The sequence below is a fragment of the Brevibacillus sp. SAFN-007a genome (genome assembly GCF_051967035.1).
GTDB lineage: Bacteria > Bacillota > Bacilli > Brevibacillales > Brevibacillaceae > Brevibacillus.
Genome location: NZ_JBQCKK010000001.1, coordinates 414,494 through 432,546, shown reverse-complemented (window position 1 = coordinate 432,546; position 18,053 = coordinate 414,494). Strand labels below are relative to the sequence as shown.

Genomic DNA, 18,053 nt, shown 5'->3' with positions numbered 1-18,053 from the left:
GATTTGCCTCGCTCGCTGGCGAACCTAGCGAGCGCTGATCGGCTCGATCTTCACGTCGTTCTGCTTCGCCCATTTGTGCAATTCGCCCAAAAACGGCAAAACGTCGTGACTCTCGTGATGAACACAAAGCGTATCCGCGGCCAGATCGATGTGCTGGCCGTTCACGGTCTTGACCCGTTGCTTCAAGACGAGCTGGCGCGCCTGCTCCATTCGCTCTTCCTTGCTGATGAGCACGCTGCCCTCTAGCTCCCGCGGAGCCAACCGCCCATTCGGCAAGTAGGCCCGATCGGCAAATACTTCTTCGGCGACTTGCAGCCCGTGCTCCAGCGCCGCCTCGACCAGCTTGCTGCCGGACAGGGCATACAGGATCAGCTCCTCGTCGATGTCGGCTACCGCCTGAACGACCGCCTCGGCAAGCTCCGGCCGCTCCGCCGCCTCGTTGTACAGCGCTCCGTGCAGTTTGACATGGTGCAGCTCGCCGCCAAGCGCCCGTGTCATGCCAGACAGCGCCGCCACCTGATACAGCACCAGCTCATACACTTCCTTGACAGACAAATTCATCGAGCGCCGACCGAAGCCTTGCACATCCGCATATCCCGGGTGCGCACCGATTTTAACGTCGTGTTTGAGTGCAGCCTCAATCGTTCTGCATATGAGATGCGGATCACCTGCGTGCAGCCCGCAAGCGATATTGACGGAGGTGATCCATTTCATAATTCCCAAATCCTCTGCTTGTCGTCCTCTGCTGAAGCCCTCGGCCATATCGCAGTTAATGTCCAGATGAATCATGTATGTACGCCCCCACCCTTCCTCTCATGATCTATGTACATGCTGAAAGCGCATTCATTGGAATGACTTCTGGTGTTTTCCTATTTCTCTAGCATACCATGGACGGTGACGGAGCAAAAGCAAAAAAGCTGCCGAAAACTGGCAGCCTGTGAACAACTTATGTCGAACCTACAGTCGCTGGGCTGCTCTCTTCTGCCATCAGTGTTTCTGCCAGCGCCATCACCTGATTTTTTTCCTGCTTGTAGTCGTATTCCTTCGCCTTGTCCGGTCTTGCGTTGTTGTACTCCACCGGAATCTCGTGACGATGGGAGCGTTCGACTTTGGTGACGAAATGCAGCTTCTCCATGATGCGGATGGTTTCATCCAGCATATTCGCATTCACGTACATGGAAACGTAATTGAGCCGCTTGGAGATGTAATGAATGGTGCCAAATTTGCGTAAATTTTTGGCCGCACGCGTGTTTTTTACCCACACGGCAACACCCAGACGTCGTTCTCTCATGTAAGCCGTTGGTCTCCTTCCCATCGTGGTATAATCACCTGTAAACGCCCGTTACAGAAAGGAACGGTGGTCTATGATGCTGGCTGCGTTTTACCGGCGCTTCGAGGAAGCCCTGCACCAGGAAGGCATCGCGACAAAGTGCGATTGGCGTACTCATGCCGGTCAACTCTTCTTGTATGTAAGCAGCGCGCTCCCCGCTTCCCGCCTGACGGAACGTCTGCTGGAAACTGGGGAGCGGCTGACCGCCCCCACCACGTTAAAGCCCGAGTGCCTGTACGTGCGCTCAAGCGACGACCAGCATGTGTACCCCTTTCGCTTTCTCGTTCCCAACGAAAAGCAGTTTTGTTGCGGCAACCTGTGCGAGGACTGTATTCTGCTGCGGGAAAAAACGCCGCCGCAAAGCTGAAGCCAGGCGAATCAGGAAGATTTTTTTACGCTGCACCCGCAGCTTCCGCCCGTGCCGCAGCCGCTTCCTTGCGCTTCGAGAAACGGATTGTTGCTCGGCACCTTGATCGTGTCCGAGACAGAGTGGGCAATCGTCCTGCTTACCTGGTAGAGCAGTTCATCCAGCGCGTCCTCCGCCCGCTTGAAAGCCTGAACGGAATCCCGCAGCTCGATCGTCCGCTTCAGCTCGCGGACCTCTTTTGCTATATGGTTGTAATCGGGGTGGTACTTCCCGAACCGTTGGACATCCTCGTACTGCTCCTTTTTCTTCTCGAACAGCGACAGGAGGCGCTGCACTTCCTCATCTGCCTCCATCCGGCGCTTTGCCTCCAAATATTCCAGGACCTCGCGCGATTGATTAATCATGGTGGACAGCTCGTGCGACTCCATAATCAGCTGTGCCATATCCACAGTCTCTACTGCTTCCATAGAGCGAGCCCCCCTTTCCCACGAAAAGCATTACGCTTTTCGTCCCTTCTGATTGTATCACGATCCACACCCTTCGTACAGATAATCAGGCACCACAATGCGCACGCGACTGATCTCCTCAAGCCTGTACGGGCGTTTTCCGTGCGGTCCGCTGAGGGTGACGAGCCAATAGCCCATTTCCAGCTTGACCTCCACGGGCAGCCCGCGCAGCCGCTCCTCGCTCGTCAGCTGGACTTCCACTTCCAGTTGCAGTTCGGTTGCGCGCTTCAACAAATCGCGCAGCGACTGCGGGTGATACGACTGGAAGTGCTGCGTCCACATTTTCGGAAGCGTCGACAATTGCGGCATCGCTTCGCTCTGTGCGGGAAACGTATTTTCGACGGCATAACCATCCCACGGACGCTCGATGACAAGCAGCCCCCTGTCGGACGATGGCCCACCCTCCCGCGTTTCTTCTGCTTCCGGAGACTCCGTGTGTAACAGGACATGCGGCTCGTAGCCGTAGTGCCTGAGCAGCTCGACCAGCTGCTTTTTTTGCGCAAACGGAATGAAAAACTCCGTCGGCGAGAGCACCTGCTGCAAAAAAGGGGCAAAGTCGGGGATGTTCCGCCATTCCTCCACGAACCCGGCATGGGCGGTCCTGACGCGAAAAAACGGCTCCAACTGAATTTGCGTAGCCGTCTTCGCCCACTGCCCGATGACGTCCACGAGGCCCTCCGGCAGAGGGTGGGCGCATGCGACACGCAGTTTTTCCACCACCAGCTCTTCGCTGCCGCCGGAGGCCAGGTACGTTTGCAAAAGCTTCGCGTGCAGCTCTCCGCGAATCAGCTGACCGTCAAAGTGAAGCTGGCAAAACTCGCTGATTTCCCACACCTCCCGCAACGGCACGAGCGGCGGAATCGTCAGCGCTCCCGTCGGATCGACGAACCACCCCTCTTCGGCGGTCAGGTGCGGCAAGCTGCTCCACCGCCAGAAAAGCCGCCCCTGCTCATCTGATCCCAACTGCACCCAGCCCAGCCCGAGCAGCACGTGCAGCCACTGCTCCACAATCAGCCTGTCTGCCTCGTCAGGCAAGGCAACCCCCGCTGTCTCTAGCATGCGCAATTGGGTCTCGATGCAACACCACTGATCCAGCGGAACCTGTCTCATCATCTGGGCAAACGCATCCCACCATTCGCCGTGGGGCAAAAGCTGCTCCCAAACGAGCTGATACAGCTCTTCCCAGCGCTCCGGCGCCGTTTTGTTCAGCCAGCGCCTGATCTGGAACGAATCGATGCCCATGCGCTTTTCCTCGCGCACCACAAGCCCCAGCCGAAACGCCAGATCGAGCATGATCGTCAGCGCGAGACCTTCTCTCTGCGCTTTGTCCAGCGGCGGAAGATCAATGCCCTGCACGTGCTCGTCCGCAAACGACAGCAAGGGCACCAGCTTTTGCATCACTCTGCGGTGAATGCTTCCTTTTTGCGTCACAGGCACCTGATTGTCACGGATGTATAGAAGAAGCCCAAAAAGATCCAGATGTATCCCCCTGCCGCCTGCTATATAATAAGGGAGTGTTTTGGACAAGGAAACATACGCAGCCGCTGAATCGGGAAGCAGGTGCAGCGTCAACTGCTCGCGAATTTCCTGCGGCATCACATAGCCTATTTCGCTCCACATTTTGCGTACAGTCAAAATCAGTCCCAAACGGCGCAGCCTGGTCAGACCGACGGACACGTGTTTGTGCTCGTTTGCCGTTTCGCGTTCCCAGGTACGTTTGCTGAAAAATCCTCTCGCCGCCTTGGTGATGAACAGCTTGATAACCGTTCGTTCCAGCTCGTCGGCCTGTTCCCACACCTGCTGCAAAAACCGGGAATCCGTCAGCCTTGCCGCCAAGTCCCGTTCTGTTTGATCCATGCCAAACCGTTTGTCTTGTTCGTTCAGAATCGCTTGTCTCGTTGCATCGGACAGGTATTCCAGCGAATCCTTCACACGCACTCCTGTCACCTCGGCTTTTCTCATCTCATCCCCATTACTTTTTCCAAAGGGAGGGCGATTGATTATGAAAAGATTTCCTGGCTTCTTGCTCGCCGCTTCACTCTGTGTCACGGGCGCTGCGTCCCTGTCTCTTCCACATCCTACCGCATCTGCGCTCACAGGAAAAGAGGCTGTGCCATCCGCTGTGGAGGCTGCCCCCTATGAAGCCGTTGCCGCTCCGTATCCGCCTGCTGTAACCGAAGCCTTGAAAAAAGTGCGGAAAACCGGCGGACATACCGTCGTACGCGCAAACGGCACCGCATATGTGGTCATTGGCGCCGGCCAGAAGCCAACCGGCGGCTATCGTCTCGTCCCCGAGCAGGTCACGCGTACAGGCCCGCACGGTTTTACCATTCGCGTCCACGTGCAGCCACCGGCTCCGGGTGCCTTGAAAACCCAAGCGATTTCGTATCCGACGCTCGTCATTGCCTTGCCGGACCAGCAGGCACAAGTCAGCGTGCATATGCGCTAGCGATTTTTTTCACGATAAAAGCCGACAATGCGAGTGCCAATGGCGCTTCCCTGTCGGCTTCTTTCTATGGAATCCAATCGACTAGGCTAGCGTCAAGACTTGACCTCGATGCTGAAGCGCTCGGATACCCCATATGATTCATGGTTGTTGTGGGCCAGTTCGACCGTAATCTCGTGCTTTCCGCTGGGAATGTCCTTCAAGACATAGCTTGGTTCAAACACTTTCGCGATCTTTTTCCCATCCAGATACAGATGGACGTGCCCTTCGCCGTGCTTGTTTTCTTTTCCCATATTTTCCAGGGAAAACTGAAAGTTCGTGACGGCCAGCTTGAGCTGCAGGTCATCCTGTTCAAGCGAGTGCGTGACTGCCAGCGTAGGCATTGGCTGCTGCGCCTCTGACTGTTCGACAACCCCATTCGTTGGCGTCTCGTCCTTGGCGTAGACGAACCACTCCACAACCGCCGCAATGGCGATCAAAAGAAACAAACGGAATATCAATCGTTTGGTTTTCACCGGGACGACTCCTTTCCAGATTCAGTCATCCCACATTGTGCCCGATTGCTCCTCTTCTCATTCACGATACCGTTTGCGCAGGCCGCCTTTCACGCCTTTCAGAGGAAGGCATGCAAAAAGAGAGCGCCGAGGCTCTCTTTGGGGGTTTTGTCGCGATCAAAAAATCGTTTTGCGTCCCTGCTCTTCTTTTAAAATTTCTACGGCTTCCCGGAAGCGAAGCGAGTGGACGATTTCCCGTTCCCGCAAAAACTTCAAGCTATCCTGCAAATCCACGTCGTCGGTCATGTCGATCAGCCATTGGTACGTCGCCCGCGCTTTTTCCTCCGCGGCGATATCCTCGTACAGGTCCGCAATCGGATCGCCTTTGGCCGCGATATAGGCAGCCGTCCAAGGGACACCATCGGCATTGTTGTAAAACAGCGCCCGGTCATGGTTGGCGTAATGCGCCCCAAGTCCGGCTTCCTCCAGCTGTTCGACCGTCGCGTCCTTGGTCAGCTTGTAGACCATCGTCGCGATCATTTCCAAATGGGCAAACTCTTCGGTCGCAATGTCGGTCAACAGCCCAATGACTTTGTTCGGAATCGTATAGCGCTGGTTCATGTAGCGCAGAGCCGCTGCCAGCTCGCCATCGGCACCGCCGTATTGCTCCGTCAAGTATTTGGCCATTTTCACATCGCACTTGCCGACCCGAACCGGGTATTGAAGCTTTTTCTCATAAATCCACATCGTCTACGTCTCCCTCATTTCTACACTTGCCATGGCCAAGGATCGTCGTTCCACTGCCACGGGTATCCGGAATAGCTCCGCCCGAAATTTTGCAAGGGGCCGTACAGCTTCTCGTATTCATTCGCCAACGCCCAACGCTTCTCTGTCAGGTCGTTAAATTGTTCAATCGCGTTTCCATCGGTGGGGTGCGTATCCAGGTACAGATTAAGCTCGACCAGGACAAAATCGATCTCCTGGAGTTTTTTTAGCAGAGCGTAGTATTCTTTGCCTCGCTGTTGTTCATGTGCCATGGGAACCCTCTCTTCCTACGACATCCTGCCGCGGGTTGTACGGACTGTACAGGGACGGCCACAACACGCCTGCCCGCAATGCTTCCGCCGGAGAATACTGGGGCAAATCGGGTGGCTGGAACGCGATAAACAACTGCGGAGGGACCACGTATGCTTTTACCCGAATGGGCGGGCAAGGATCGTATGGACTGACATAAGGAAACCAGGTGCGTGTTTGCGAGTTCAAACAGATGCCTCCTCCATGCGCATATTTCTCGTTCGTCATGGATACCATATGCCGCCCGCCCGGCAGGGGTGATAAACGTCCCGGATGAAAAAAAGAAAGCCTCTCTTCATCCTTCCGTCGATGAAAAGAGGCTTTCTGTCAAGCCGACAGTCTCGCACGCCGAAGCCGCCTATCGCTTCGGAGCGCGAAACCCGGCCGCTTGCGCTTCTTCCTCCGTCGCAAACCACATCTCTGCCTTTGTCCGCTCATAGCTGGCAGAGCCGGGGACGTGATAAATTTTTTCGCCCTTGGCGTTGATGTTGCCTTTGATCGCTTTGCCTTCCGGCGGCGTATCGCTGTCTGCTGGTTTGACAGGCTTCGTTGCGGACTTGCCCGCTTCGTTGTCTGCCGGCTTTTTGCCCGCGCCCTTGCCGTCTGGTTCCAAGCCCCACAGCCCGCGATTGGCTTCGCGGGCCTCGCGCTCCGCTGCCAGAAACAGATCGGCCTTGGCGACATTCGGCGGGATCGTCATGATGCGCGCGTAGCCGTCGCGCACCAGCTTTTCGTTGACAAACGTCCCGTCTTCCATGTACACATACGCGAGCAGCCGCTGATATTTGTCATACGGCTCCACGTCAAACTTGAGCGTCACTTTTTTGCCTGTCAAAAGCTGTTTGGTGTAGTTGCTGGCTTCCTTGCCGTATGGCTCAACCGGATGGTTAGGCTTGACCGTCTCCGGCGTATCGACGCCGATCATCCTCACCTTTTCGCCGCTCGCAAGCTCAAACGTATCGCCGTCCACCACCCGTTTGACGGTAGCGGTCATCTCCCCGTTGGGCTGGGGCTGTCCCGAAGCAGAGCAGGCGGCCAGGAGAAGCGCCAGAGCGAACAAGGCTAGTACGATTCGTTTCATGGTTGTTCTCCTCTTCTTTGTTGCATCGACTTTCAGATTAGGAAAAGAACCAGGGCAAGTCAATATCCGGCAGGGAGGACACCGAAAAAAACGACCTTCCACAAGGTCGTTTTGTCTATACGTCCAGACTTAGTCACGATCGGCACTAAACAAGAACAGCAGAACGACCACGACGATGATAATCCACAGAAACTCCTCGTTATCGCGATCAAAAAAACCATCGAACAGACCCATAGTGGAGTCCTCCTTTCCTTCTCGCTACAGCCTATGCAGAAAGCCAGGCACAGGTCCACGATGGGAAGAGCCCAAAAATCAAGGGTATGTTCTTATTTCAGCCTGGCGGCAATCAGATGCGTATACGTGGTGAGCTGTCTGGCTACAGCCGCGAACCCGAGCGCATCCAACTCCCGAAGCAGCCGGGCGCGATCGGCATAAAAACGGTCGTGAATGTGCCGAATTGCCGCTTCTTTGCCTTCCCGGTCCAGTTCGGCGAGATGCGCCTGTCTGGCCGCTTCATCCGCAAACATCAAATCCGCGATCACCAGACGTCCACCCGGCTTCAACACCCGGCGACATTCGGCCAGGGCGAGCCGCTTCTGGTCGTCGTCGAGATGGTGCAGCGCATAGCTGGTCGCCACGAAGTCAAAGCGCTCCTCCAAAAACGGAAAAGCGAAAAACGTGCCCAGCTTCGTCTCCATCGCAGGCAGCTTGGTTCGGCAGCGTTTCAGCATCTGCGGCGACTGGTCGAAACCGCTCATACTAGCTCCCTGGCGGACGAGACGAGCCGCAAGGTTGCCCGTACCCGTGCCGGCGTCAAGCCCATTCTCGCCTTTCACGGGGCCGAGTGCGGCCACGACCTCATCCAGCACCCACTCATACGACTGATGGGCGTTGGCGCTTTGCGACTCTTGCTGCACCCACTCGTCGTAGCCTTCCGCCATCTGGTTGAAATTCCAGCGGTCCACCCAGTTGTCGCGCGTTTGCCGCAGCCGCTTGTTCGCCTCTGCCAGCTCGTACAGCTCGCCCGGGTCGATCGTCTGGCTGTTGCCGATGCGCTCGATCATTGCCTCCGTCGTCTGGATGACTTTGGCCAGCTCCACCCATCTCGTGTACATGAAGGAGCGCTGTAGCTCCAAGTAATGCCGCAGCGTTCCTGCGCTTTCCTTCATGTGCGCCAGCAATTCGCGAATATCGTCAATCGGCATGCCGACCTCGCGCAACGTAACGATTGTCTGCAACCGCCAGACGTCTTCTTCCGTAAAATGGCGATACCCGGACTCGTCTGCCTTCTTCGGCTGGATCAGCCCTTTTTCTTCATAATAGCGAATGGCTCTCGGCGTGATTTGCAGCCGTCTGGCGATCTCCTTCATCAGCATATACATGTCTCTCCCTGTACGCTTCTTCATCGGTATCATATACCTTTCCGTTGCGTCCATGTCCAGCGAAAAAAACAAAAAAGCTGCCCGACGATGCTTTCTGGCAGCTTTTCCATATTCGATATTCGATTCACGCAGACAGTCCGGGAATTTAGTGACCTGCCGGCTCGGAAATCCCTTGAAGCGCATCGCTCGCCTCGTCGTGGTGCACTTGCCGCACCGCCATGTCTGCGAGGGCGACAATTCCTACGAGCTTGCCATTGTCCACGACAGGCAGGCGGCGGATTTGGTGCTGAGCCATGATCTTCGCCGCTTCATCCACTGTCATGTCCGGCTTACCGAGAATGATGTCCTTGGTCATGACCACCTCTGTCGCAGTCGAGCCCTCGTGCTTTTCCGCGAGTCCGCGAATGACAATATCGCGGTCGGTGATGATGCCGATGACATCGTTCTTTTCATCGACAACAGGAATAACGCCTACGTTCCAGTCACGCATTTTGCATGCGACTTCGTACACATTATCCTTAAGCGTCACCGTTGCGACATCTTTGGTCATGATTTCACGCAGGGTACGATTTTCCACTTTGGCCATTTTCTTCTCCTCCTTTTTGCTAATGAACGGTTGTAGTGTGTCCGCTCCGCCCTCCTTTCATGCGCGAGGCAGGGCATACTAGGATCGCGGCCGAAATGGGAGTTATGCATTGCGCTTCTTCCAAAAACAGACTATCATTAATAAGTGAAAATCTCACCATTTGTAGGAGGAAAAAGAATGGTTATCAAGGACACTGGGCTTAGCACGAAAGAGGTCTTTTTCGCCGATCTGGAGCATTACATGAGCGATCTCGGCTTCGTTCGCGGCGCCTGGGATTACAAGCATGCTACATACGATTATAAAATCCAAGATAAAGGAAATGTTTTCTACCTGCGCATCGAGGCAAACGTGATCGAAGGCAAGCTCGAAGATACCCATGCTGTCCTGAAGCTGGAAGATCCGTACATGGGCAAACACCTTTTCCCGCACGGACTGGATTACGACTATCCGATCCCGGAATCGGTTGTCAAAACGGCAAAGCTCAAGCTGCAAATGCTGGGTGAAAAGCTTTCCTCTCACTAAAACCACATGAAAATGCACGGCGGTACAGAGAGGTATCCCCTCTCTGTTTCACGTAAAGGGGGGGATTCCCGTGAAGACGAGGGGCGTACCTGACTTCCTGCTCCTGTTTTTAACCGCCCTGATTGTCGGGTTTGGTATCACCATGGTGCTCAGTGCCAGCTCCATTTTCGCCCTGACCAGCTTCACCAGCAATGGTTGCTCTTATTGCAACGGGGACGAGCTGTATTTCGTGAAGCGGCAAATCCGCTTTCTGCTGATCGGGATCGTCGGCATGCTGATCGCCATGAACATTCCCTTTTCCTTTTACAAACGCAATTTCCTGCTGATTGCCCTCGCAAGCTTTTTTATGCTGGTGCTCGTGTTGATTCCGGGTATCGGCGAGAGCGTGAAAGGAGCGCGTTCGTGGTTCAGGATCGGTTCGTCCAGTCTGCAACCGGCGGAGTTTGCCAAGCTTGGGCTGATCTTGTATTTGGCGGCGATTCTCGCGAAAAAAGGCGAGGGGGTACGGAAGCTCCAGTCAGGCTTGCTTCCCCCGCTCATGGTTACCGGTTTGTTCTTTCTCCTGATTGTCGTACAGCCCGATCTCGGGTCGGCCGCCATTCTTTTGGGGAGCGCCTTGATCGTGATGATTTGCGGCGGAGCCAGACTCCGTCACCTGATTGGCCTCGGCGGTCCGGTGGTGACCGTGGCTTTCCTTGGTTATATCGCGTTGAAGCCGCATGCCCTGGATCGCATGAACTCCTACTTCAATCCGTGGAACGATCCGAGCGGAACCGGGTACAACATCATTCAGTCGTGGATTGCGATCGCTCACGGAGGGCTGTCCGGTACGGGCTTTGGGAAGAGCATCCAAAAGTACCTGTACCTGCCCGAGATGCATACCGACTTTATTTTCTCCATTATTACGGAGGAGTTGGGATTCATCGGTGCCTCCCTGTTCCTGTTGGTCTACCTGCTGTTCCTGTTGCGCGGCATCCATATATGCCTGCGCGTCAAAGACACCTTTGCCAGCCTGGCCGGCATCGGCGTCGTCAGCATGATTGCCCTGCAAGCGATCCTGAACATCGGCGGCGTAACGGGACTGATTCCGTTGACCGGCGTCCCGCTGCCCTTCATCAGCTACGGGGGGTCTTCCCTGCTGGTTTGTCTGATCTCGACAGGCTTTTTGCTGAGCGTATCGCGCGAGGTCAGCCGCCAAAAGCTGGAGGAGCAGCTCAAAAAGCAGCAGGGGTATTCCATGTAGGGTTTCGTCTTTGCACGCGAAAAAAGAAAAACGGCCTGCCGATGCGCAGGTCGTTTTCATTTGCTGAGATCGATGGTTTCCACACGCACATTGACTGCCTCTACAAACAACCCGGTCAGGCTCTCCACGGCTTCTTTCACCTTTTTTTGCAGCGTGTGGCACACCTGATGAATGGGCGCTCCATACCGGACGGACACACGCATGTCGATGATGACTTTGTCTTCCGTGACCGCGACGGCGATTCCTTTTGCTCCGCCATTCAACTTTTTCGCCAAGTCCTGATACAGCCCGCCCGACCGCACCGTCGCCTCCAGCACTTCCTCGACCGCTACGGCAGCAATGATCGCGATTACTTGATCGGCCACTTTAATTTCGCCAAGCCTCTCCGCCATCAGGATACCTCCTCTTCGACCAAATGATAGGTCCCCCTACATTGTCTGAGTTTTCTTTCATTATATATAACTCATGCTTGGGCCTGGAAGGGAATTTGTTTTTTTCTCGCGGGCAGCGTCGGAGCTGTGCAATGGACATCCAGCACTGTCAATCGCTGATCTGCAATGGCTTGCCGCAAAGCAGGCTCCAAAGCCGAACCCGTGCGCACCGTCTGGGAGTCCACCCCGCACGCCCTGGCCCACAGACCAAAATCCGGATTGGATAGCTGTACGCCAAACGGGCGAAATCCTTCCTGCTTCATTTTCAGCTCTTCCAAGCCGAGCGTCCGGTTGTTCATGACCACTACCGTGATCGCAACCTGCTGTTCGGCTGCCGTCATCAATTCCGCCAGACTCATTTGCAGGCCGCCGTCTCCGGTGATGCAGACAACCTGTCGCTCGGGAAAGGCGAGCTTGGCCGCAATCGCGGCTGGCAAGCCGAAGCCCATCGTGCGCCACTTCCCGGAAAAGAGCGGCAGCTGTCTGCTTGCGCGAAAGGCGCGATTGAACCAGACCGTATGCTCGCCTGTATCGAGCGCCATGATCGCATCGTCTGCCACCACCTGGGCCAATGCGTGCATCACTCCTTCCGGCCTCACGGCTTCATCGGGCGGCTGCGCCTGGCTGCCCTCCCCGTTTTCTGCCCAAAACTGCGCATGCCAGTTCTCTATCCTCTTCTCCCAAGCATCGCCTGCCGGGCGCGTTTTTAAACGGCGACACCACATCGGCAAGACGTCCAACAGATCGGCCGTGACAGGCAAAAGCTGCGCATGGGCGTGCATCGACCGTGCCGCATGATCGACCTGGATGATCGAGAGTTGTTTCGGAATAAACGCCTTCGGGAACCAGCTCGCGCCTAAAATAACGAGCAAATCGGCCTTGTTCAGCGCATGCAGAGCCGCCTCGCTGCCGCCTTCGCCCAAGCCGCCGAGTACCAGCCGATGCGACTCGTCGATGGCTCCTTTTGCCCCGAGCGACAGCAGCATGCCCGCGCCCAGCTGCTCCGCGAGCTGCACACACAACCCTGCCGCCGGACGCGCTCCCGCACCGAGCAGGAGAAGCGGAGCTTTTGCACGCATGAGCCGCTCTGCGGCGGATTCGATCTCCACCCGGTCGCCGAGAACGCGCGGGATGTGCGGCAGCGGCGGAAGCACGACCGCTTTTGTTTTTTGCGCAAACACATCCTTGCAAATGGCCAGGTGCGCCACGCCTTTTTGCTCCGCAACCGACACAAAAGCGCGATGCAACGCTTCACCCACGGCATCCGGGTGGCTTACGGTCGTCTGGTAGACGCTGATCGGACGGATCATGTCCTCCTGGGCGATAAACTGCTTGTAGCCGCCGCCCAGCTTGTACGTCTCGACCTGTCCGGTGATTGCGATGACGGGAGCGCGGTCTGTATGCGCATCCGCCAGCCCGTTCAGCAGGTTGACAAAGCCCGGACCCATCGTCGCTGCGCACACGGTCGGCTCGCCCGTCAGCTTCGCCTCGGCGCTCGCCATCATGGCCGCCGCAGACTCGTGCCTGCACGAAATGTACTGAACCTCCGTCTGTTTCCCCAGCGCATCCAGCCAGGCGAAAATCCCATCCCCCGCCACGCCATAGACGCGTTTGACTCCCCACGCTGCCAGTTGCTTCGTCACGTATTGCGCTACATTCATCTGTACGCCTCCATTCATCCATCGGCATGAAAAAGTCATTGGTAGTGTACGCATTCTCCAATATTTTACTAGGGCGTTGTGTAGAAAGTTGGAGAACCTAACAATTATCATCAGCTGATTAGCACATTCCCAAAGGAGGAGCAAAAATGAAGCAGCCTGTGAAATGGCTGATAGCACTGACAGCCATAGCGCTCGTTGTCACTACCGCGATCATGATTTCCCCTATGCGCTCCGATGCATTCAGCCAGCAGATCGTCAAGGTGGGCGCAGAGGGGAGCGACGTCCGCGAAATGCAGTATCGCTTAAAGCACCTTGGCTTTTATACCGGAACGGTAGACGGCGTGTTCGGCTGGCGCTCGTACTGGGCGCTGCGCAACTTCCAGTACGAGTTCGGGCTGCCTGTTGACGGCGTTCTGGGAGCGAAAACCAAAGTGAAGCTGTACAATGCTACGAAAAACTACAAGCCGACCGCCGCCGATCTCGGCGTCGCGCCTGCAAAGTCCAGCGCCCCGGCACCGAGCAATCCCAAAAAAGAGACGTACCGCGCCGCCAACATCTCGGCGAACGATTTGAGACTAATGGCGAACGCCGTATACGGCGAAGCGCGTGGGGAGCCGTACATCGGACAGGTAGCGGTTGCGGCGGTCATTTTGAACCGAACGAAAAACCCCGCTTTTCCCAACACACCTGCCGGGGTCATCTTCGAGCCGCGCGCTTTCACGGCTGTAGCAGACGGACAAATCTGGCTGACGCCAAACGAACAGGCCAAACGGGCGGTCAACGATGCCTTGAAAGGCTGGGACCCGTCTGGAGGGGCGATCTACTACTTCAACCCGGATACGGCTACATCCGGCTGGATTTGGAGCCGTCCGCAAATCAAAAAGATCGGCCGGCATATCTTTTGCCGATAGCCTACAAAAGAACAGGCACAACAGTCAAAACGGACTGCGTGCCTGTTTACGTTTTCCCGTCAGGTGGAGCGCTGGGCCTGCATGTGCTGCGCCATCTTGACGAATCGCTCTTCCGATTCGGTCGTGCCGCACACCCCGCATTGAATCATGTAGGACTCGCCCTTGTACGGCTTGTGAAACAAATCCAGCTCTTCGCTTTGCAGTTGCTGGACAACTTCTCCCGTTTGCGGATCAAGCCGGATATAGCGCGGAACTTGTTCGATGAGGGTAAAACGCATCCGGTTGGACTTGCATGTAGGACACAACAAAGGCTTGGTCATCGTAGCACCTCCCTGTCTTTTTCATCGTTTAGTTTCTTCCAGATGAGGAACTCTATACCTGTCCTCCGGTTTTCTCGAAGAACGTCAACTTTTTGGTACAAAAAGGAAAGCATTACTGGTATGATTCAATAGGTAGGTAAGTAATGAGAGATTTACGGCTGAGGTGATCGCATGAACACACGAATCTTTTTTTCTCTCGTCGGGGGTTCCTTGCTCCTGGCGGCTTTTGCGCACTACTTGACAGATAACCAATTTTTCCAATTTGCCACCTCTGCGCTGGCCATCATCTTTCTTGCAGCCTGGCTCGGCAAATCGACAGAAAGCGTGGCGCACTATGCGGGCGACCGGATCGGCGGCTTTTTAAATGCCACCTTCGGCAACGCCGCCGAGCTGATTATCGCGTTTTTTCTTGTCAAGGAAGGCTTGTTCGACATGGTCAAAGCGTCGATCACCGGGGCGATTATCGGCAATATGCTCCTTGTGCTCGGGCTAAGCGTGCTCTTGGGCGGCCTGAAGTACAAGGAGCAAACCTTCAACAGCCGACTGGCTGGCCACAATGCCTCGCTGATGACACTCGCCATCGTCGCCCTGTTTATTCCGGCTGTCTTCATTCGGGAGCTGCCGCCGGTGAAAATTGAGACGCTCAGCATTGTCATTGCGATTTTGCTGATCGTCGCCTACATTCTCTGGCTGATTTTCTCCATGATTACGCACAGCGACTTTTTGTCCGACATCGAGCCGCACGAAAGCGAAGCGGCCTGGTCCAAGGGCGTCTCGATCCTGATGCTCGCCGTCTCCACCGTGTTTGTGGCGATTGTCTCGGAATGGCTCGTTCACGGCGTCCAGCACGTGTCGCACTCGCTCGGCTGGTCGGAGCTGTTCGTCGGTGCATTCGTGATCGCCATCATCGGGAATGCCGCCGAACACAGCGCAGCCCTTCTGCTCGCCATGAAAGGACGCATCGGGGCCGCCGTCGAAATCGCCATCGGATCGAGCCTGCAGATTGCCCTGTTCGTCGCGCCCACGCTCGTGTTGGCGAGCCTGCTGCTCGGCAAACCGATGGACATCGTCTTTACGCCCTTTGAACTGGCTGCCATTGGGGTAGCGACCTTCATTACCATCTCGATCACCAGGGATGGAGCGACCAACTGGTTCGAAGGCGTTCTGCTGCTCACGGTCTACATTATTCTCGGAACCGCCTTCTTCTTCGCCTGACAAGCACCGTCTGTCAGACATGCCAAAAAGGAGTGCCGCGGCAGTCGTTGCCTAGCACTCCTTTTTGGTTGATGGGGTTGCCGCGACCAGCGCTACCAGATTCCAAGCATCTGCATGAAGACCAGCACGATGGCCAGAGGCGCGACGTATTTCAGCAACAATAGCCAGATCACGAACAGACGCTTGCCAAGTGGCGACTGATCGGCACGCAGTTCTTCCATCAGCACCTCTCTCTTCATTTTCAGCGGAACAAAAATGGCAATCAGCAAAGCCCCGAGCGGCATCAAAATATTGCTGACGAGATAATCGAAGGCGTCGAAGATCGACTTCCCAAACACGGTCACATCGCTCCAGACACCAAACGATAACGCAGAGGGCACGCCGACCACGAAAATCAAGAAGCCCACGATCCACGACAGACGCTTCCGTTTGCGTTCCTCCCCTTTTGCCAGGGCAGCCACAATGATTTCCAGCATGGAAAAGGCAGAAGTCAGGGTCGCAAACAGGAACAAGGCCAGGAAGATGAACAGGAACAGACCGCCAAACGCAATTTTTTCAAAGACAGACGGCAAGACGATAAACAACAGACCAGGACCAGCCGTAGGCTCCAAACCGAGGGAGAAGACGGCTGGGAAAATCGCCAAGCCGGCAAACAGGGATACGAGCAGATTCAGACTGACAATCGAGCCTGCGGAACGAACCAGTCCTTCCTGCTTCGCCAAATACGAGCTGTACGTGACCATCACCGATACGCCGACACTGAGCGAGAAGAACGACTGCCCCAGCGCGTACAGGATCGATTCCGCACTCATCTTGGAAAAATCAGGACGGAGGAAAAACGAAACGCCTTCCATCGCCCCCGGCAAAGTCAAGGAACGGAACATCAATACGAGAAACAGAAGAAACAAGGCCGGCATCATGTATTTGTTGGCCGATTCGATCCCGCTCTGCACGCCGCGGGCAACTACCCAGGCCGTAATCAGCATGAAGACAAATTGGGCAGCCACCGCACCCACCGGAGCCGAGATGACCTCTGCGAAAAGCTGGTCATACTGAGCTCCCATCAATTGTCCCGTCAGTCCGCGCATCAGATAGGTGAGAATCCAGCCTCCGACCACACTGTAAAAGGACAACAGCAAAAAGCAGGTCACGACGCCAAGATGGCCGATCCAATGCCACATCGTCCCTGGCGCAATCGCCCGGTAGGCGCTGATCGCTTCTTTTTGCGTACTGCGGCCAATCGTAAACTCGCCAAGCAATAGCGGCATGCCAATGATAAGCGTAAAGATCAGAAACAGGCAAAAAAACGCGCCGCCTCCGCTCGTCCCTACCATATACGGAAATTTCCAGATCGCTCCCAAACCAATAGCCGAACCTGCTGCGGCCAAAATAAAGCCAAGCCGGCTCGTCCACTGTTCCGCTTGCGTTTTCATATCATTCACTCCTCAACCAAACATGTTGCTACAAACCAAACAAAAAAACCCGCCCCCATAAGGGACGAGTTGTTCGTTTCTCGCGGTACCACCCTACTTAGACATCGCCTTCTGGCGCGAAGACATGTCTCGCCTCGTCATTGATAACGGGGATGACCCGGACTCTCCTACTTGCGGCGCCTTGCGTTCAGAGGTCAGCTCCAGAGGGAATTCTACGAAGGCTCACCTGCGGCTGCTCTCAGTCTATGGCAGCACTTCCCTGTCAGGCAGCAACTTTTCGTATACTAGTCTCTTTCATCGCTATTTTCTTTGTGCAGGAAGGCAGACGAACAGAAAAAACCCGTCCAAAAAAGGGACGAGTCTGTTCGCGGTACCACCCTGATTAAGCACCAGGAACCCTCGCGCTCCCGGCACTTCACTTGCTCATCGTTAACGGAAATGACCCGTTTCCTCCTACTTGGCTCTACCGTTCAGAGGGCTGCTCCGGAGGGAATTCCACGAATCTCGCTTCAAAGCTGCTTGCAGTCCGGGGCAGCTTCTCCCTGTCAAGCGGTGTCTGTCGTGTACTGGTCTCCGTCATCGCATTTTACTTATAGTAAATACATGAGTATTAATTTAATATATACGTTACAAATGCGCAAGACTTTTTTTAGAAAAACGAAAAGCGAGGATGATGGCCGCTCTCCTCGCCTTACTTTTGATTGAACAGTTCATGAAGAGTCGCCAGTTTGCGTTCCAATGAACCCATAATTTCACGACCAATATCTTCCGCAATCAGTCCAAGGCGAACTGCATACTCTACTTCCCGAGAAAGCCCGAACATTTGGGTATCAAGCACTTCTTCATACAGCGGGCACTGCGGCATGGTCAGGTTTTCCATCTGTACGTCGATGAGCTTGTAAATCTTGTCTGCGTCTGCTTTGAGCAGTGCTAGCGCTTTCTGTTCCAGATCAGGAACTTTAATTTCTGTCAAAACCTATCCCTCCGTTTGCCTCCATCCTTATCATACATAGTACGCGATTCTGGGCCGTTTGAAAAGGGGAGAAGCTGG

The 18,053-nt window shown here is 55.3% G+C and carries 22 protein-coding genes and 2 other annotated features; of the genes, 6 read left to right on the top strand and 16 right to left on the bottom strand.

Annotated elements, in window-relative coordinates; all coding sequences use genetic code 11:
* Positions 1–24: 24 nt before the first annotated feature.
* Together ACTHO6_RS02185 and ACTHO6_RS02180 are read right to left on the bottom strand one after the other, a co-directional pair.
* The gene (locus tag ACTHO6_RS02185; RefSeq protein ID WP_440238852.1) at positions 25–789 is read right to left on the bottom strand and encodes a LamB/YcsF family protein; all 765 of its coding nucleotides are present in this window, start codon (positions 787–789) and stop codon (positions 25–27) included.
* A gap of 157 nt (positions 790–946) precedes the next feature.
* Positions 947–1,291, bottom strand: a complete 345-nt coding sequence (locus ACTHO6_RS02180; RefSeq protein WP_440238850.1) for a YlbG family protein — start codon at positions 1,289–1,291, stop codon at positions 947–949.
* Between the two features lie 73 nt (positions 1,292–1,364).
* Here ACTHO6_RS02180 and ACTHO6_RS02175 point away from each other — a divergent pair, with 73 nt between their 5' ends.
* Positions 1,365–1,697, top strand: coding sequence for a hypothetical protein (locus ACTHO6_RS02175; protein WP_440238848.1), 333 nt, complete (start codon positions 1,365–1,367; stop codon positions 1,695–1,697).
* 11 nt (positions 1,698–1,708) lie between these two features.
* Here the strand turns inward: ACTHO6_RS02175 and ACTHO6_RS02170 are convergent, their stop codons facing one another.
* On the bottom strand, positions 1,709–2,164 hold the full coding sequence (locus tag ACTHO6_RS02170) for a YlbF family regulator (RefSeq protein ID WP_440238846.1): 456 nt from the start codon (positions 2,162–2,164) through the stop codon (positions 1,709–1,711).
* Positions 2,165–2,221: 57 nt separating this feature from the next.
* Positions 2,222–4,165, bottom strand: a complete 1,944-nt coding sequence (locus ACTHO6_RS02165) for a hypothetical protein (RefSeq protein ID WP_440238844.1) — start codon at positions 4,163–4,165, stop codon at positions 2,222–2,224.
* Positions 4,166–4,205: 40 nt separating this feature from the next.
* Here ACTHO6_RS02165 and ACTHO6_RS02160 point away from each other — a divergent pair, with 40 nt between their 5' ends.
* Positions 4,206–4,652, top strand: coding sequence for a protease complex subunit PrcB family protein (locus ACTHO6_RS02160; RefSeq protein WP_440238842.1), 447 nt, complete (start codon positions 4,206–4,208; stop codon positions 4,650–4,652).
* A gap of 92 nt (positions 4,653–4,744) precedes the next feature.
* Here ACTHO6_RS02160 and ACTHO6_RS02155 read toward each other — a convergent pair whose 3' ends face one another.
* The 7 genes from ACTHO6_RS02155 to ACTHO6_RS02125 form a co-directional block, all read right to left on the bottom strand.
* Positions 4,745–5,164, bottom strand: coding sequence for a hypothetical protein (locus ACTHO6_RS02155; RefSeq protein WP_440238840.1), 420 nt, complete (start codon positions 5,162–5,164; stop codon positions 4,745–4,747).
* Between the two features lie 156 nt (positions 5,165–5,320).
* Positions 5,321–5,890, bottom strand: coding sequence for a manganese catalase family protein (locus ACTHO6_RS02150; protein WP_440238838.1), 570 nt, complete (start codon positions 5,888–5,890; stop codon positions 5,321–5,323).
* A 20-nt stretch (positions 5,891–5,910) separates the two neighbouring features.
* Complete coding sequence (locus tag ACTHO6_RS02145) at positions 5,911–6,180, bottom strand: spore coat protein CotJB (RefSeq protein ID WP_440238836.1); 270 nt, start codon at positions 6,178–6,180, stop codon at positions 5,911–5,913.
* Entirely contained in the window at positions 6,170–6,406 is a 237-nt protein-coding gene (locus ACTHO6_RS02140) for a spore coat associated protein CotJA (RefSeq protein ID WP_440238834.1), read from the bottom strand. Before ACTHO6_RS02140 ends, ACTHO6_RS02145 begins: the two co-directional genes overlap by 11 nt.
* A gap of 169 nt (positions 6,407–6,575) precedes the next feature.
* Positions 6,576–7,298, bottom strand: a complete 723-nt coding sequence (locus tag ACTHO6_RS02135; protein ID WP_440238832.1) for a thermonuclease family protein — start codon at positions 7,296–7,298, stop codon at positions 6,576–6,578.
* A 326-nt stretch (positions 7,299–7,624) separates the two neighbouring features.
* Positions 7,625–8,674, bottom strand: coding sequence for a MerR family transcriptional regulator (locus ACTHO6_RS02130; RefSeq protein ID WP_440238830.1), 1,050 nt, complete (start codon positions 8,672–8,674; stop codon positions 7,625–7,627).
* 151 nt (positions 8,675–8,825) lie between these two features.
* Positions 8,826–9,266, bottom strand: coding sequence for a CBS domain-containing protein (locus ACTHO6_RS02125; RefSeq protein ID WP_440238828.1), 441 nt, complete (start codon positions 9,264–9,266; stop codon positions 8,826–8,828).
* Positions 9,267–9,443: 177 nt separating this feature from the next.
* Here ACTHO6_RS02125 and ACTHO6_RS02120 point away from each other — a divergent pair, with 177 nt between their 5' ends.
* Together ACTHO6_RS02120 and ftsW are read left to right on the top strand one after the other, a co-directional pair.
* Complete coding sequence (locus tag ACTHO6_RS02120) at positions 9,444–9,788, top strand: YugN family protein (RefSeq protein WP_440238826.1); 345 nt, start codon at positions 9,444–9,446, stop codon at positions 9,786–9,788.
* Between the two features lie 70 nt (positions 9,789–9,858).
* Positions 9,859–11,031 (top strand): putative lipid II flippase FtsW, encoded by a 1,173-nt coding sequence (gene ftsW / locus ACTHO6_RS02115; RefSeq protein ID WP_440238824.1) that lies wholly within the window; start codon positions 9,859–9,861, stop codon positions 11,029–11,031.
* A gap of 56 nt (positions 11,032–11,087) precedes the next feature.
* Here ftsW and ACTHO6_RS02110 read toward each other — a convergent pair whose 3' ends face one another.
* Together ACTHO6_RS02110 and ACTHO6_RS02105 are read right to left on the bottom strand one after the other, a co-directional pair.
* Positions 11,088–11,423, bottom strand: a complete 336-nt coding sequence (locus tag ACTHO6_RS02110; protein WP_440238822.1) for an Asp23/Gls24 family envelope stress response protein — start codon at positions 11,421–11,423, stop codon at positions 11,088–11,090.
* Positions 11,424–11,494: 71 nt separating this feature from the next.
* Positions 11,495–13,123: a thiamine pyrophosphate-binding protein gene (locus ACTHO6_RS02105; protein ID WP_440238820.1), complete on the bottom strand. Its 1,629-nt coding sequence runs from the start codon at positions 13,121–13,123 to the stop codon at positions 11,495–11,497.
* A 146-nt stretch (positions 13,124–13,269) separates the two neighbouring features.
* Here ACTHO6_RS02105 and sleB point away from each other — a divergent pair, with 146 nt between their 5' ends.
* Positions 13,270–14,034 carry a spore cortex-lytic enzyme gene (gene sleB, locus ACTHO6_RS02100; protein WP_440238818.1) on the top strand — a complete coding sequence of 255 codons (765 nt, stop codon included), beginning with the start codon at positions 13,270–13,272 and terminating at the stop codon, positions 14,032–14,034.
* Positions 14,035–14,093: 59 nt separating this feature from the next.
* Here the strand turns inward: sleB and ACTHO6_RS02095 are convergent, their stop codons facing one another.
* A complete protein-coding gene (locus ACTHO6_RS02095) occupies positions 14,094–14,354 on the bottom strand; it encodes a hypothetical protein (protein WP_440238816.1) in 261 nt (86 codons plus the stop codon).
* A 171-nt stretch (positions 14,355–14,525) separates the two neighbouring features.
* Between ACTHO6_RS02095 and cax the strand changes: the two genes are divergently transcribed.
* Positions 14,526–15,569, top strand: coding sequence for a calcium/proton exchanger (gene cax / locus ACTHO6_RS02090; protein ID WP_440238814.1), 1,044 nt, complete (start codon positions 14,526–14,528; stop codon positions 15,567–15,569).
* Positions 15,570–15,661: 92 nt separating this feature from the next.
* On the opposite strand, the gene ACTHO6_RS02085 is transcribed toward cax, so the two are convergent.
* Both ACTHO6_RS02085 and ACTHO6_RS02080 read right to left on the bottom strand, forming a co-directional pair.
* Complete coding sequence (locus tag ACTHO6_RS02085) at positions 15,662–17,002, bottom strand: sodium-dependent transporter (RefSeq protein WP_440238812.1); 1,341 nt, start codon at positions 17,000–17,002, stop codon at positions 15,662–15,664.
* A gap of 57 nt (positions 17,003–17,059) precedes the next feature.
* Positions 17,060–17,309: a binding site (T-box leader), on the bottom strand.
* A gap of 41 nt (positions 17,310–17,350) precedes the next feature.
* Positions 17,351–17,591: a binding site (T-box leader), on the bottom strand.
* A gap of 102 nt (positions 17,592–17,693) precedes the next feature.
* Complete coding sequence (locus ACTHO6_RS02080) at positions 17,694–17,975, bottom strand: YlaN family protein (protein WP_440238810.1); 282 nt, start codon at positions 17,973–17,975, stop codon at positions 17,694–17,696.
* Positions 17,976–18,053 lie beyond the last annotated feature (78 nt).